The organism is Fictibacillus norfolkensis (genome assembly GCF_014836645.1).
In the GTDB taxonomy this organism is placed as follows: Bacteria; Bacillota; Bacilli; order Bacillales; family Fictibacillaceae; genus Fictibacillus; species Fictibacillus norfolkensis.
Window position 1 is genome coordinate 256,993 of sequence record NZ_JACSQM010000005.1, and the last position, 15,181, is coordinate 272,173.

The 15,181-nt window shown below is 42.9% G+C and carries 19 protein-coding genes; 2 read left to right on the forward strand and 17 right to left on the reverse strand.

The window, feature by feature from the left end:
* Positions 1-140: 140 nt before the first annotated feature.
* The 3 genes from glpK to H9648_RS13420 all read right to left on the reverse strand — a co-directional run bounded on the left by glpK (position 141) and on the right by H9648_RS13420 (position 3,250).
* On the reverse strand, positions 141-1,643 hold the full coding sequence (glpK, locus tag H9648_RS13410; RefSeq protein ID WP_191754303.1) for a glycerol kinase GlpK: 1,503 nt from the start codon (positions 1,641-1,643) through the stop codon (positions 141-143).
* Between the two features lie 33 nt (positions 1,644-1,676).
* On the reverse strand, positions 1,677-2,504 hold the full coding sequence (locus H9648_RS13415; RefSeq protein ID WP_191754304.1) for an MIP/aquaporin family protein: 828 nt from the start codon (positions 2,502-2,504) through the stop codon (positions 1,677-1,679).
* 200 nt (positions 2,505-2,704) lie between these two features.
* The gene (locus H9648_RS13420) at positions 2,705-3,250 is read right to left on the reverse strand and encodes a glycerol-3-phosphate responsive antiterminator (RefSeq protein ID WP_191754305.1); all 546 of its coding nucleotides are present in this window, start codon (positions 3,248-3,250) and stop codon (positions 2,705-2,707) included.
* A 189-nt stretch (positions 3,251-3,439) separates the two neighbouring features.
* On the opposite strand from H9648_RS13420, the gene H9648_RS13425 reads away from it, so the two are divergent.
* Positions 3,440-3,619: a hypothetical protein gene (locus tag H9648_RS13425; RefSeq protein ID WP_191754306.1), complete on the forward strand. Its 180-nt coding sequence runs from the start codon at positions 3,440-3,442 to the stop codon at positions 3,617-3,619.
* A 385-nt stretch (positions 3,620-4,004) separates the two neighbouring features.
* Here H9648_RS13425 and H9648_RS13430 read toward each other — a convergent pair whose 3' ends face one another.
* The 10 genes from H9648_RS13430 to H9648_RS13475 form a co-directional block, all read right to left on the reverse strand.
* Complete coding sequence (locus tag H9648_RS13430; protein ID WP_191754307.1) at positions 4,005-4,412, reverse strand: F0F1 ATP synthase subunit epsilon; 408 nt, start codon at positions 4,410-4,412, stop codon at positions 4,005-4,007.
* Between the two features lie 22 nt (positions 4,413-4,434).
* Positions 4,435-5,823, reverse strand: a complete 1,389-nt coding sequence (atpD, locus tag H9648_RS13435; protein WP_191754308.1) for a F0F1 ATP synthase subunit beta — start codon at positions 5,821-5,823, stop codon at positions 4,435-4,437.
* Positions 5,824-5,884: 61 nt separating this feature from the next.
* Entirely contained in the window at positions 5,885-6,736 is an 852-nt protein-coding gene (gene atpG, locus H9648_RS13440; protein ID WP_066398937.1) for an ATP synthase F1 subunit gamma, read from the reverse strand.
* A gap of 242 nt (positions 6,737-6,978) precedes the next feature.
* Positions 6,979-8,478 (reverse strand): F0F1 ATP synthase subunit alpha, encoded by a 1,500-nt coding sequence (gene atpA / locus H9648_RS13445; RefSeq protein ID WP_191754309.1) that lies wholly within the window; start codon positions 8,476-8,478, stop codon positions 6,979-6,981.
* 19 nt (positions 8,479-8,497) lie between these two features.
* On the reverse strand, positions 8,498-9,049 hold the full coding sequence (locus H9648_RS13450; protein ID WP_191754310.1) for a F0F1 ATP synthase subunit delta: 552 nt from the start codon (positions 9,047-9,049) through the stop codon (positions 8,498-8,500).
* Positions 9,046-9,564 carry a F0F1 ATP synthase subunit B gene (gene atpF, locus H9648_RS13455; RefSeq protein WP_137791115.1) on the reverse strand — a complete coding sequence of 173 codons (519 nt, stop codon included), beginning with the start codon at positions 9,562-9,564 and terminating at the stop codon, positions 9,046-9,048. The genes H9648_RS13450 and atpF overlap by 4 nt, the downstream gene beginning before the upstream one ends.
* A 109-nt stretch (positions 9,565-9,673) precedes the next feature.
* Positions 9,674-9,889 (reverse strand): F0F1 ATP synthase subunit C, encoded by a 216-nt coding sequence (gene atpE / locus H9648_RS13460; RefSeq protein ID WP_130293109.1) that lies wholly within the window; start codon positions 9,887-9,889, stop codon positions 9,674-9,676.
* Positions 9,890-9,972: 83 nt separating this feature from the next.
* Entirely contained in the window at positions 9,973-10,683 is a 711-nt protein-coding gene (gene atpB / locus H9648_RS13465) for a F0F1 ATP synthase subunit A (protein WP_191754311.1), read from the reverse strand.
* A gap of 6 nt (positions 10,684-10,689) precedes the next feature.
* Positions 10,690-11,076, reverse strand: coding sequence for an ATP synthase subunit I (locus H9648_RS13470; protein ID WP_191754312.1), 387 nt, complete (start codon positions 11,074-11,076; stop codon positions 10,690-10,692).
* The gene (locus H9648_RS13475) at positions 11,073-11,297 is read right to left on the reverse strand and encodes an AtpZ/AtpI family protein (RefSeq protein WP_066244770.1); all 225 of its coding nucleotides are present in this window, start codon (positions 11,295-11,297) and stop codon (positions 11,073-11,075) included. Before H9648_RS13475 ends, H9648_RS13470 begins: the two co-directional genes overlap by 4 nt.
* Before the next feature lie 292 nt (positions 11,298-11,589).
* Between H9648_RS13475 and H9648_RS13480 the strand changes: the two genes are divergently transcribed.
* Entirely contained in the window at positions 11,590-12,000 is a 411-nt protein-coding gene (locus H9648_RS13480; RefSeq protein WP_191754313.1) for a DUF3889 domain-containing protein, read from the forward strand.
* 55 nt (positions 12,001-12,055) lie between these two features.
* Here the strand turns inward: H9648_RS13480 and H9648_RS13485 are convergent, their stop codons facing one another.
* The 4 genes from H9648_RS13485 to H9648_RS13500 all read right to left on the reverse strand — a co-directional run bounded on the left by H9648_RS13485 (position 12,056) and on the right by H9648_RS13500 (position 15,035).
* On the reverse strand, positions 12,056-12,316 hold the full coding sequence (locus H9648_RS13485; protein WP_191754314.1) for a hypothetical protein: 261 nt from the start codon (positions 12,314-12,316) through the stop codon (positions 12,056-12,058).
* A 1-nt stretch (position 12,317) separates the two neighbouring features.
* Positions 12,318-12,947 carry a uracil phosphoribosyltransferase gene (upp, locus tag H9648_RS13490; RefSeq protein WP_137791119.1) on the reverse strand — a complete coding sequence of 210 codons (630 nt, stop codon included), beginning with the start codon at positions 12,945-12,947 and terminating at the stop codon, positions 12,318-12,320.
* A 427-nt stretch (positions 12,948-13,374) separates the two neighbouring features.
* Entirely contained in the window at positions 13,375-14,121 is a 747-nt protein-coding gene (locus H9648_RS13495) for an ABC transporter permease (protein WP_191754315.1), read from the reverse strand.
* Positions 14,118-15,035, reverse strand: a complete 918-nt coding sequence (locus H9648_RS13500) for an ABC transporter ATP-binding protein (RefSeq protein WP_191754316.1) — start codon at positions 15,033-15,035, stop codon at positions 14,118-14,120. Before H9648_RS13500 ends, H9648_RS13495 begins: the two co-directional genes overlap by 4 nt.
* Positions 15,036-15,181 lie beyond the last annotated feature (146 nt).

The window sequence follows — 15,181 nt, forward strand, 5'->3', positions numbered from 1 at the left end:
TGTATTGGCGCATATGCACGCAAAAAAGACCACAAGAACCCCGCAACGTTTGTACGAGGTTTTGTGGTCTCTCCTGATCTCCAACCGGTTCAATATCAACTTGGGTTTAGTATAACGCAGTTTTCAAGATTTTAAAAGGGTTATGCTTTAGGTTTGTATGCGATCGTTGCTTCAACAGCCTTTTTCCAGCCATCATAAAGCTCTTTGCGCTCTTCTTCTTTCATGTTTACGTCGAAGTCTTTGTCCACTTTCCACTTATCTGCGATTTCTTGACGGTCGCCCCAGAAACCTACAGCAAGACCTGCTAGATATGCAGCACCAAGCGCAGTCGTTTCGTTAATCTCTGGACGCTCAACAGGAACGTTTAAGATATCACTTTGGAACTGCATCAAGAAATTGTTCTTAACCGCTCCGCCATCTACACGAAGTTTCTTCAACTCGATACCTGAGTCTGCTTCCATCGCTGTTAATACATCCGCTGTTTGATAAGCGAGTGACTCTAGTGTCGCACGAATAAAGTGTTCTTTTTCTGTACCACGTGTCAGTCCGAAGATCGCACCGCGTGCTTCTGAATCCCAGTAAGGTGTTCCGAGTCCTACGAATGCTGGCACAACATACACGCCATCTGTTGATGCAACGCGCTCTGCATAATCTTCACTGTCAGCTGCATCTTTTAACATACGAAGTCCGTCGCGCAGCCATTGAATCGCTGATCCTGCAACAAAGATACTTCCTTCAAGTGCGTACTCGACTTTCCCGTCCACACCCCAAGCGATGGTCGTTAATAGGCCATGCTCTGACTTAACTGCTTTTTCTCCAGTGTTCATAAGCATGAAACAGCCTGTACCATACGTGTTCTTCGCCATTCCTTTTTCAAAACAAGCTTGTCCGAAAAGTGCCGCTTGCTGATCACCCGCGATACCTGCGATCGGAATATTTTTACCGAAGAAGTGATAGTCGATCGTTTCACCGTATACTTCTGAAGATGATTTTACTTCTGGCAGCATAGATTTCGGTACGCCCAAGATCTCAAGAAGCTCGTCATCCCATTTCAGATCGTAAATATTGTACATAAGTGTACGGGAAGCGTTTGAATAGTCCGTTACATGCGCTCTTCCGCCTGTTAGCTTCCAAACTAGCCATGTATCAATGGTTCCGAATAACAGGTCACCGTTTTCTGCTTTTTCACGAGCACCATCAACGTTATCAAGGATCCATTTTACTTTTGTTCCTGAGAAGTAAGCGTCGATCAACAATCCTGTTTTATCACGGAACTTATCGTTTAAGCCTTGAGATTTCAGCTCATCACAGATTTCAGCGGTCTGACGAGACTGCCAAACGACCGCATTGTGAACCGGTTTTCCCGTGTTCTTGTCCCAAACAACCGTTGTTTCACGCTGGTTCGTGATTCCGATCGAAGCGATCTCGCCTGGATCAGTATCTGTTTTTGATAATACTTCAGCCACAACAGCTAAAATCGTTCCCCAGATTTCTTGTGCATCATGTTCTACCCAGCCTGGCTTCGGGAAGTGCTGCTTGAATTCCTTTTGTGAGATCTCAACGACTTCTCCAGCTTTGTTAAAAAGGATCGCTCGTGAGCTTGTCGTTCCTTGATCGAGTGCAATGATATATTTCTTTTCCATACGTAAACCCTCCCAAATTGGTTTGTTATTGTTTTAGTTTTCTATTTCATCTCCATGAGGCAGTGCATGTGTTCCTTTACTTCCTAAGAAGAACGTTATAGCGAAGATTGCTAGTGATACAACTGTCCAAATCCAGAATAACGTTGTCACTTTTCCTGTGAAAACAGCTTGATAGAACAATGCTCCGAAAACTCCGCCGAGCACTGGCCCTACCACTGGAATCCATGAGTATGTCCAGTTGGATCCGCCTTTGCCTGGAATCGGTAAGATGAAATGCGCGATTCTTGGACCGAGGTCACGTGCCGGGTTGATTGCATATCCGGTTGGTCCACCAAGTGACAACCCGATGGCTACGATTAAAAATCCGACGATCAGTGGATTTAACCCGTCTGAAAATTTATTCGCTCCGATTGACAATAATCCTACTAGTAAAACCGCAGTTCCAATGAATTCTGATAAAAGATTCGAAAACGTATGTGGAATTGCAGGGTCCGTTGAGAAAACTCCTAATTTTACCGCTGGATCATCTGTTGCTTTCCAGTGTTGAAGGAAGTGGAAGTAAACGACCATTCCTCCTAAAATACCGCCGATCATCTGTGCAAGTATATACGCTGGTACATCTGCCCATGCAAATTCACCGATTGAAGCGAGACCAAGCGTAACTGCCGGGTTAAGATGTGCACCACTAAAGCTTCCAACTGCATATACCGCCATTGCAACGGCTAGCCCCCAAGCAAGTGCGACAACGATCCATCCGCCTCCTTGGGCTTTTGATTTATTCAAGGAAACGTTTGCAACAACGCCCCCGCCAAATATGATTAGAATTATTGTTCCTATCAGTTCTGCCATAAATGTTGACATGTATATTTTCCTCCTTTTGTGCAATCGCTAACAAGTGCAAGTGTGTGTACGGATTTCATCAAAAAAAGACCCATCAAAAGATACCTATAGTTTTCGCTATAAGTAACCCTTGTGGATCTCCATGTTCTCCGTCACGTTTATGAACTTGTCTCTATTATAACAAGGATGAAAACGTTGTCAAACGTTATTTCACATGAACATTAGATCCACAATTCAGGGTTTGAAGTCGTAACAGCCTCCGCACCTGCTTCAAGTGCTTCCATCACATTCACTTTTGTACGAATCAATCCACCAGCAATTACCGGTATACCCGCTTGCTCACTCACTTCTCTTATTATTTCCGGCATGATGCCTGGCAAAACCTCTAAATAGTCTGGTTGTGCACGTTCGATCACTTTATAACTCGTTTCAAGAGCTAAAGAATCTAATAAAAACAAGCGCTGAACAGCGATCATTTTCTTCTTTTTTGCACGAATGATGCAGTTAGAACGCGTAGAAATGATTCCCGCTGGCTTCATTTCCTGTGCTAAAAAGTCGACTGCATACTCGTTTGCTTTCAATCCATTGATCAGATCAAGATGAACCAATACCTTCTTTTTTCTTTCGTTGGCCATAGCGATCATAAATTTCAGCTGACTGATATGCGTATCCAAACATACGATATATGTGTATTTACTGTTTAAGAGCTTTTCAAAATCCTTCATCTTTCTCGCTGCCGGCAAAACTTTTTGTCCATGGAAGCTCATCTTGCACACCCCTTACGTTCTTATCATTCACCAGTTTCCACATTTTATTGCAAACCCCGGCAAACCGCCTTTTTTTCATATTAAGTGATAATAACACATACAACTACAGACGGACGAGCATTTAATAGTGTATAGCTTTTAAGTGAAGCTATATTTTAAGCACTTCCTTTGCTTGAGGAGGTGAAAAGCATGATTAAAAAGAGAAAAAAACCTGTGATTTCTCCTGTTGGCGACTTTCAAAACCCTTTTGGTGATGAAGTGGTTCAAATGGAAGAGGTCACAGAAACGAACGCGATGTCCGATGAAAATGGCGACCAACTGTGGTTACGTAGGGTCTCATGTGCTCCGCCGATTTTTGGAAGAAACTAAATAAAAACGAATCCTATTAGTGTTCAACCTTCTCAAACTGAACGTGATGTATTCGAATAAAGCCCCTTTGACTTTGTTTTTGGAGAAGTCAGAGGGGTTTTTGAGTTCTGAAAAAGAATAAAGGTACAGTTTCGGTTCCCGAAACTGACCAATTCAGATACCGCACGGGGTATTAAATTAATGCTATCCAAAAGTTTGGGCTTTTTATCCAGAAGTTTTGCCTGTTTATCCACGAATTTCAGTCCTCAATCCAAAAGTTTTGCCACTTTATCCACGAGTTTACAATCCTCGACATCGCTCGCACTCACTTTACCCCTCACATACCCCACAGAAACACAAAAAAAGCCCTCCAACTCTCTATAAAAAGAGCTGAAAGGCTTTAGAATTAACGCTTTGTTGCTATGTCGATACGGTTCATTGCGCGTTTAAGCGCAAACTCCGCACGAGCTGCATCTAGGCTGTCTTGTTTGTTGCTTGCAAGACGTTGTTCGGCACGCTCTTTTGCTGCGCGTGCACGATCTACTTCGATGTCGCCAGCGATCTCAGCAGCTTCTGCTAGGATCGTGACTTTTTCAGGTCGCACTTCAATAAATCCACCGCTAACGGCCACATATTGTGTTTTCCCATCAACGTCGTGAACACGCACGGCGCTGATCGTTAAAGGAGCTACAAGAGGGATATGGCCTGGAAGAATTCCAAGCTCCCCACTTTTTGCTTTCGCGCTGACCATTTTCGCATTTCCTTCAAACACAGGACCATCAGGGGTTACTACGCTGACTTGAATGGTTTTCATCCAATCTTACCCCTTTCAGGCATTAGGCCAAAGTTTTTGCTTTTTCAATAGCATCCTCAATAGAGCCTACGAGATGGAACGCTGATTCCGGAAGATCATCGTATTTTCCTTCAAGGATTTCTTTGAATCCACGAACTGTTTCTTTAACAGGAACGTATGAACCTTTTTGCCCTGTAAATTGTTCTGCAACGTGGAAGTTTTGAGATAAGAAGAACTGGATACGACGCGCACGGTGTACAACTAGCTTGTCGTCTTCAGAAAGCTCGTCCATACCAAGGATTGCGATAATATCTTGAAGCTCTTTATAACGCTGTAAAGTCGCCTGTACTTTACGAGCTACTTCGTAATGCTCTTCTCCAACGATCTCAGGAGAAAGTGCACGTGAAGTTGAAGCTAGTGGATCTACCGCTGGATAGATACCCATAGCTGTAAGTTTACGCTCAAGGTTTGTTGTTGCATCTAAGTGGGCGAACGCTGTAGCTGGAGCCGGATCCGTATAGTCATCGGCAGGTACATAGATCGCTTGGATAGATGTTACAGAACCTTTTTTCGTTGATGTGATACGCTCTTGTAATTGACCCATCTCCGTTGCAAGAGTTGGCTGATAACCTACCGCTGATGGCATACGGCCAAGAAGGGCAGATACTTCAGAACCTGCTTGCGTGAAACGGAAGATGTTATCTACGAAGAAAAGAACATCTTGTCCTTGTTCGTCACGGAAGAATTCAGCCATTGTCAAACCAGAAAGAGCGATACGTGCACGTGCTCCAGGCGGCTCGTTCATTTGTCCGAATACCATTGCCGTTTTCTTGATAACACCAGAGTCGCTCATCTCGTGGAAAAGGTCATTTCCTTCACGAGTACGCTCACCAACACCTGCGAATACGGAGATACCACCGTGTTCTTGTGCGATGTTGTTGATAAGCTCCTGGATAAGAACTGTTTTACCTACACCCGCACCACCGAAAAGACCGATTTTTCCACCTTTTACGTATGGAGCGATAAGGTCAACTACCTTGATTCCTGTTTCAAGAATCTCAGTTTTTGTAGTTAATTCATCAAAAGAAGGTGCTGAACGGTGGATCGGATCACGGCGAACATCTGCCGGTACTGCCTCACCAAGGTCAATGTGATCACCTGTTACGTTAAATACGCGTCCAAGTGTTGCTTCACCTACTGGTACAGAGATCGGCTTACCTGAGTCAGCGATTTCCATCCCACGAACAAGACCATCCGTTGAATCCATTGCGATTGTACGAACCATGTTATCACCAAGGTGAAGTGCTACTTCTAGTGTTAAGTCAACACCCTCAGCGCTAACAGTTAAAGCGTTAAGCAATTCTGGAAGCTGGCCTTCGAACTTAACGTCAACGACCGGTCCAAGAATTTGAGTAATATAGCCTTTATTCATCGGTTTCCCTCCTATCTTACTTTGCACATTAGCTGCTAAAATCACTTTTGTAAAAAAAAGTCTATTCTAGAGCTGCTACACCGCCGACGATTTCCGTAATTTCCTGAGTGATGGCTGCTTGACGCTCACGGTTGTACGAGAGGTTCAATTGGCCGATCAGTTCATTAGCGTTATCCGTTGCATTTCTCATCGCAGTCATACGAGAAGCATGCTCGGCTGCTTTCGCATCAAGTAAAGCACCATAAATCAAGCTTTCCGCATATTGAGGAAGAAGCACTTCAAGGATCTCGTCCTCTGATGGTTCATACTCATAGGAAGATTTTGATTTTGTTGCAGCGATATCTGTTAACGGAAGAAGCTTCTTCTCCGTCAGATCGCTCTGAATGGCACTTACAAAATGGTTGTAATACATGTAAAGCTCATCAAATGTTCCGTCCGCATAAAGACCGACTGCCTTTGATGCGATCGCCTTGATTTCAGCAAAGGATGGCTGGTCTGCCACGCCTGTGATGCTGTCCAAGATAGACATCTTACGGCTCTTGAAAAAGTTCACCCCGACTTTACCGATCACGATCAATGCATACTCATCTGCTGATTTGTGACGCTCTTGAATCGTACGGTAAACGTGGCGCAAAATATTCGAGTTATAAGCTCCTGCTAATCCACGGTCAGCTGTAACGACGAAGTAACCCGTCTTCTTCACTGGTCGTGTTAAAAGCATAGAGTGTTTCGCGTTGCTTCCAGATGCGATGCTTCCCACCACTTCTTGGATCTTGTCCACGTAAGGGCCGAAAGATTTCGCATTTTGCTCAGCGCGGTTTAGCTTTGCAGCTGAAACCATCTCCATCGCTTTTGTGATCTGCATCGTCTTCTTAGTAGAATCTATTCTAGCTTTTATATCTTTCAATGCCATTCATTTCCACCACCTTTATAGCGGAGGTTTAAAATTCCGGTTAACATTCCTGTCGGATTTCTTCGTTGACTTGTTTCTCCGGTTCTCATTTAGCTAACTAAACTCCGATCCTCGAAACTGCGTCGCCTCGAACTCCTCCGCCCTGTTAATCCTCATTTTAAACAAACCTTTTTAGTAAGCTGGTTGCAGGGTGCGAAACGTTTCCGCACCACTGCTTTTGGGTCTTTTATCTATAAAACTTCTTACGCGAATGTCTTTTTGAATGCTTTGATCGCTTCGTCTAGGCTGTCACCTTCAGGAAGTTTACCAGTCGTTTTGATTGCATCAAGAACGTCTTTAGAGTTTGCTTCCATGTGAGCGTAAAGCGCTTCTTCAAAGCGGGTTACATCTTCAACAGCTACATCATCGATGTAACCACGAGTCAATGCATAAAGGATGGCAACTTGGTGCTCAACTTTTAGTGGCTTGTGAAGTCCTTGCTTAAGTACTTCAACTGTACGTGCACCACGGTTTAGTTTTGCTTGAGTCGCTTTATCAAGGTCAGATCCGAACTGAGCGAATGCTTCTAGTTCACGATATGAAGCAAGATCTAGACGAAGTGTACCAGATACTTTGCTCATCGCTTTAATCTGAGCTGCTCCCCCTACACGAGAAACGGAGATACCTGCGTTGATCGCCGGACGAACCCCGGAGAAGAACAAGTCAGATTGTAAGAAGATCTGTCCGTCTGTGATAGAGATAACGTTTGTTGGAATATAAGCAGATACGTCAGATGCTTGCGTTTCAATGAACGGAAGCGCTGTGATCGATCCGCCACCTAGATCGTCATTCAACTTCGCTGCACGCTCTAACAAGCGAGAGTGAAGGTAGAATACGTCCCCTGGATAAGCTTCGCGGCCTGGAGGACGACGAAGTAGCAAGGAAAGCTCACGGTATGCAGCAGCTTGCTTAGAAAGATCATCATAGATGATCAATACGTGCTTGCCAGCCCACATGAATTCTTCAGCCATAGATACCCCAGCATAAGGAGCTAGGAACAACATTGGTGCAGGTTGAGAAGCAGATGCTGATACAACGATTGTGTAATCAAGCGCTCCGTGTGTACGAAGTGTTTCAACAACGCCCGCAACTGTTGATTCTTTTTGACCGATCGCTACATAGATACAGATCATATCTTGATCTTTTTGGTTAAGAATCGTGTCGATCGCTACAGCTGTTTTACCTGTTTGACGGTCACCGATGATAAGCTCACGTTGTCCGCGTCCGATTGGCACAAGTGCGTCAATCGCTTTAATACCTGTTTGAAGCGGCTCATGCACTGATTTACGAGCCATTACGCCTGGAGCTTTTTGCTCGATAGGACGTGTTTTTGTAGTAGCAATTGGACCTTTGCCATCGATAGGCTGTCCAAGAGGGTTAACTACACGGCCAAGAAGCTCTTCCCCTACAGGAACTTCCATGATGCGTCCTGTACGTTTTACTTCGTCACCTTCACGAATTTCTTGGTATGGCCCAAGAATGATGATACCTACGTTGTTTTCTTCAAGGTTTTGAGCCATACCCATCACACCGTTAGAAAATTCAACTAGTTCACCAGCCATTACGTTATCTAATCCATGGGCACGGGCAATACCGTCACCGACCTGGATAACTGTACCCACATCATTAACTTCGATCTCAGATTGATAGTTTTCAATCTGTTTTTTAATTAAAGCACTGATTTCTTCAGCTTTAATGCTCATGAATTTCACCCCTATCCTCTCAGCTTCCGTTAGAAGCTAATTGACGTTCCATTCGATTCAACTTTCCGCTGATGCTTCCGTCAAAAATACGGTTGCCAATGCGGATCTTGATTCCTCCAACAAGAGAAGAATCTACAATATTATTAATGCGCAACGCTTTTTTGCCGACTCGGGCAGCAAACGTTTGCTCCAACTTCTGTATCTCTGATTCTGATAAAGGACGTACAGAATATACATTTGCGTCGGCAATGCCTTGTGCTTCATTTGCTAATTCAATGAACTGTGCTGCCATCTCTGTGATGTATGTGTAACGGTTACGGTCTACCATCAGATAGATCGTGTTCATTACAGCAGTAGAAAGTTCAGCTCCAACGCTCTCTTTGATCAAAGCTTTCTTTTGATCTTTTGATACTTTTGGATGTGATAGAACTTTTTGAAGCTCTTTGTTGAGCTCCAGTACGCTCTTCACAAGACGCAATTCTGAAACTGTATCTTCAAGTTTCGTAACACCAACTACTTCAAATAGTGCTAATGCATAACGTTTTGCTACGATTGCTTGATCTTTGCTCATCGAGACTCGCCTACCTCTTGAAGGTATTCGTTAATAAGCTTCTCCTGAGAGCTCTCATCAAGTTCTTTTGCAATAACTTTAGAAGCGATCTTAACGGATAGAGCAGCAACTTCTTGACGAAGTGTAGCAACTGCTTTTTCTTTTTCAGAAGCGATCTCAGCTAATGCAGCTTCTTTTACACGCTCAGCTTCATCACGAGATGCTTTAATGATTGCTTCACCTTGTGCTTCGCCTTGCTTTTTAGCATTGTCGATAATAGACTTTGCTTCTTCTTTCGCTTTCTTTAACTCAGCAACTTGAGACTCAAGATAGCTCTTAGCTTCTTGACGGGATTTTTCAGCCGCATCAATTTCGCTGTTGATATGTGATTGGCGCTCCTTCATGATTCCCATTAACGGGCCCCATGCGAATTTACGCAATAATACTAGTAGGATTAAAAATGCAGCTAATTGGTAAAGAATATCACCTGTGTTCAGGCCTCCACCAGCAGCAGCACCTAGAATTAAGTTTTGCACACCATTTCCTCCCTTCAATCAATCATACATAAGGAATGGCGAAGGGTAGTTCCTTTACGGAAACTTGCTTCGCCATTATAGAAATCGTAATAAACAGTGGTTGTTATGATTACTCAGCGCCAAGTGCGATGAACGCGATAACTACACCGATGATTGGAAGTGCCTCAACTAATGCAACCCCGATGAACATTGTTGTTTGAAGAGTACCACGTAGTTCTGGTTGACGAGCGATCCCCTCAACTGTACGTCCTACGATTAAACCGTTACCAATACCAGCACCAAGTGCCGCTAGACCTACCGCGATTGCAGCTGCAATAAGATTCATGATAAAATTTCTCCCTTCTGAATTCCCTTAAAGTTTTTATGAAAATGGGCTTCTTATTATAGAAGCTTGATATTTCCTAAAGATTAGTGATCGTGACTTACTTTATGTGCCAAGTAAACCATTGTTAGCATCGTGAAGATAAATGCTTGGATGGCACCAACGAATACTGAGAAGCCTTGCCACACGATTAGTGGGAAGATTCCAAGTGCGCCAGCAAAAATACCCATCTTAGTCAAACCTACCAATAGACCTAAAAGCATCTCACCTGCGAAGATGTTACCGTAAAGACGAAGACCAAGCGTTAAAGTGTTCGCAAACTCTTCAATAATCTTTAGTGGGAACAAGAACTTCATCGGCTTGAAGAATTCAGCTCCATATTCCTTGACCCCTTTCATTCTCACACCGTAATAGTGTGATAGCGCCACTACCATAACTGCTAGAGTCAAAGTAATAGTTGGGTCTGCAGTAGGGGATTTCCACCATAGATTATGGTCGACTACTACTGCAAAAGGTAATCCCAGCATGTTGGCAACGAAAATATACATGATTAATGTAAGTCCTAAAGCTAAAAAGCGTCCGCCCGTATGCCAATCCATTGTGCTGTTGATGATTCCTTTTACGAAATCGACTACCCATTCAAGGAAGTTTTGCATTCCTCCTGGTCGCATTGACAGGGTTCGAGTAGCGAGTACCGCAATAAGGAAAACAATAACGGATGAAACTGTGATCATTAGTACGTTTGACAGATTAAACGTCAAACCTAGAAAATCAGCTGTAACTGCACCATGTTCCACCTATGTTCACCTCTTTTCCTTTGGAGTACGTGTAACTTGAGTTAGTGAATCTATTAACATGATAATGTAGACTGACATCAATCCCACTACCACACTTAATAAATGAAAATGTTCCGGGTATTTCATTGCGATGAGCACCGCTAACCCTGCAAAGAGGAGCCTTGAAAGTGAACCGAGTGTTTTCACTCTTTTCTGCTGAATCACTGCTTGTCCCATGCGGTCGATCTTTGAATACATGCTCCAAAGATTATAGAGACTAAACACAGTTCCAAGAGCTAGTCCTAAAAAGATAGCTTTGTAAGGAGTGACAGCATAACCGACGAAAAAAAGAGAGAGAAGATATAATGTGTACTTTATGTATTTGAAAAACACCGATTTGTACTCATTCATCATTGCCCGTCCCCTGAAAACTTCGATATTAAGCGGATCATCCCGTAAACACCTGTTCCAAGACCTAGAAACAACCCGATGATAAGGAAGATTGGAAATTCATTGCCGACTTTCTCGTCCAGCCATTTCCCTCCAAAAAGTCCAACTAAGATACATCCAACAAGCTGAGAAAGAATGCCAGACATTAAAGCCATCGCTTTATAAGGGCGTTTCCCGTTGCTCATATCGTATGGACTCCTTCCTTCTGGAAATCTGGTAATCATTTTCTTAAAAAACCCTTGTAAACACAAGAATGTAAACCTTACCATATTCCCTTTGTAAGAATACAATAGTGCCATTTCTATGTCAACGACTTACGGGACGGTTTATTAAATAAATTGTGGAAATTTTGTGGCTTGTTTCAATGGTTTATTATTCACTTTGTTTACTACTTCTGCCTGCACTTTCCATATTCCTGAATAAATCACCCTATTTGATAAATACTTACATTAAATATATGGAAGGAGCTTGTTCGACATGAAACAAAAATTATTTCTTTTCTTTGCGTTGACCACTATTTTGGTAGCTGGCGGCTGCATGAACAATGACAAAAAGCCTACAGAAGAATCTACAGATATGAGAAATAATGTGGAAGACAAACGTATGAAGCCGCTGAATGTTCAGTATAACGACCAGACCCCTACTGATCGCACAACAGTCGATTATAGCAAATGGGGAAAGATGGCACTAGCTGAGACAAAAAAGAAGTATCCGAACAGTGATGTGAGTGACTATCAATACGACACACGCCGCGTGAGCCAAGACGGTACCATCTCTGATTTCTTCGATTTTACGGCCAACGAAGACGGGAAGAAACGAATAGTGAAAGTCGGCGTGATGCATACGGATGAAAAGCTAGTGGATATGAAGTTTGAAGAGTTGAATTGATTTTAGTTGAGTTTAGTGGAACAGGAAGAGTTATGAACATTAATTTATAAGCGCGTTAAGGCTGACGACGTGAATTTGTCAGCTTTTTTGCTGCTTTTACGGTACGTGTTTTTATATTCCTTACACGTTCACCGATAAACATCGAGTTTCCACCTGTACACGATCTCTGACCACCTGAAGTTAGCCCGTTTCCACCTGTAACAGTAATTCTACCACCTGAAAACCGCTCTCTATCACCGATAAACACTTCCTTCAAAAAAAACTGACCCTGCTTAGGCAATGTCACCTCTGCAAGAGTCAGCTTTATCTTTTTCATCTTATTTAGTTCCGAATAAACGGTCTCCAGCGTCGCCTAGACCTGGAACGATATAGCCATGGTCGTTTAATTTTTCATCAAGTGCCGCTAAGAAAATATCAACGTCTGGGTGCTCGTCTTGAATCACTTTAATACCTTCTGGAGCTGCTACTAAACACATAAGCTTAATGTTTTTTGCGCCGCGTTTTTTGATCGATTCAATCGCTGCCGCTGCAGACCCACCTGTAGCAAGCATCGGATCGATCACGATAAAATCACGCTCTTCTACATCTGAAGGAAGCTTCACATAGTATTCGATCGGTGTTAATGTTTCAGGATCACGGTACAGCCCAACATGTCCAACTTTTGCTGCTGGAATAAGTTTAAGGATTCCGTCTACCATTCCAAGCCCTGCACGAAGGATCGGTACTAGCCCTAGTTTTTTCCCAGCGATCGTTTTCATAGTTGCTTCAGCAACCGGCGTTTTCACCGTTACCTCTTGCAATGGAAGATCACGTGTAATTTCAAAAGCCATAAGCCCCGCTACTTCATCAACAAGCTCACGAAATTCTTTCGTACCCGTACGTTCGTCACGGATGTATGTTAATTTATGCTGAATTAACGGATGATCAAGGACATATACCTCACTCATGTTTTAAGCACCTCTCCTTATGTAACATTTATTTTCGTTCAAAAAGCATCTCTAGCATTGTACAGAAAAAAAACCTTCACTTCAAGGAAAATCAGCACAGAATTGATTGTTTTCTGCACCCAATTTTTACATATAAATTCTTCTACTACTATTCCCTGATTTAAGTGGTGAAATCCTTAAAACTTTCGACGTGCATCCTGGCATGGTGGAACCCAGAGAAGAATTTTCTGTTCAGTTCGACAATCATACTGTCTGCTTTTCACTTTTTACTGTCCACTATTTACATTTTACTGTCCAGTTCGGTTTAAATATTGTCCAATTAGCTTTCCGCAAAAAAAAAACACCCACAAGTATGGATGTTTTTTGGATAGAAAGTATTGGCATCTCCTAAGTGTCATCCAATACTTTTTCATAAATTCAAACACTACTATTCCGCTTTTCCGCTCCATTTAAAGAACACAGACGACAACATGATCGAAACGAGCGCGATACAACTTAGTACGAGAACAGGCGTCCAGTTCTCCCATAAAGGTGATGTGTTCCATGTAGCACGCAGCAGTTCGATCACATAATAAAGAGGTAAGATCTTAGCGATATATTGCAGCACGTCAGGCATCATCTCTAACGGGAATGTGGCTCCTGATAAAAATAGCATAAGGTTTAGAAAAAGTGAGCTGATTGCTGCCGCTGTTCCTACGTTTTTTGCTAGGGATGTTAGAAAGAGTGCGAACGGAAAGAAGGCAAGGATGCTAAGCAACAGCGCGACTAGCGTACTTCCTAAATAGACAGGGGCATGAAGGTCAAACATGAGCGTTCCGAACACCACAAGAACGACCGCTGAGAAGCAAAAGATCACCGTACCTTGAATCGTGTGGGCAAAGAGAATCTTCCACGGAGCGAGCGGTGTCGATTGATATCGGCGAAGAACTCCCGTTTCCCGATATCCGGTAAGGACCGTTCCTAGTGTGAAAAAAGCGGTCGTCACGATATTTACCCCAATCCATGAGGGAATGTAGAGACTCGCAAAGGAAAACCCTTCAGGAGCTTGGTTCTCAAACATCGAACCGAACAACCAAATCATAAGTACGGGGAACAGAAATGTCCAGAAAACCTGCAGCTTATCTCGAAAAAACATCTTCGTTTCAAGTAATGTTAGTTGCCATAGAGCTGTCATGCGGATTCCCCTCCTTGTAGGTAATGAACAAACAAGTCATCGAGCGTACCTCGTTCGAATTTGTAATCGGAGATATGGTAATTTTCTTCTTGTGCAATCTTAAATAGGAGATAAGAACAAGATTGAAGATCCTCAGTATAAAGCTTGAACGCATCTAGCTCCTCATCATGTTCCACCTTTATTACACCGGCCATTTGATGAAGTTGAGCTAGAGGAAAATCGGGACTTCGGAAGCTGATGAAGTGAGCAGAGATATCTTCTACCAATCGGCTCGGTTCGTCTAATGCACGAAGTTCTCCGTTATAGATCATCGCGACTCTGTCACATAGCTTTTCTGCTTCTTCCATGTAATGTGTGGTTACAACAATCGTAGTACCATTATCTCGCAGCGAGCGGATAATGTTCCACATCTCTCGCCTTGCATGCGGATCGAGCCCCATGCTCGGCTCGTCTAAAAAGATGATCTCGGGCTCATGTAAAGTGGCAAGTGCTAAAGTTAATCTCTGCTTTTGTCCACCGGAAAGGTCATCAAAGTATGTATCCATCTTCTCCTCTAAACCGAGCAGTTTCAGCATCTCATCGCCCGTATTACTTTTATTGTAGATCGCCGCAAACAATTTCAGTGCTTCTTTTACTTTCATTTTCTTTTGGATAGAAGTGGCCTGAAACTGAACACCAATTCGGTGGTTCAACACTTTCCGATCTTTTTCTGGGTTCATGCCTAAAATAGAGACCTCGCCGCTATCCTTTTTCCGAAGACCTTCCATGATCTCGATTGTGGTCGTTTTACCAGCTCCATTTGGTCCGATGATGCCGAATATCTCACCCTTTTTAACAGAAAAAGAAAGATTGTTAACTGCTTTTTTCGTTCCGTAGGATTTGTTTAAGGATTGAACGATAATGACGTTCTCCATGCACATCACTCCCTCTTTTCATTACTTTAGTACGTAAATGTATTATTCGAAAAAATAAGAAATATACCTCTTTTTTCCTCTCCCATTTATTACAAGTCCTTTAACCCTTGTTAATAATTAAAAGGTATCGAAGTTTATTATTGTGA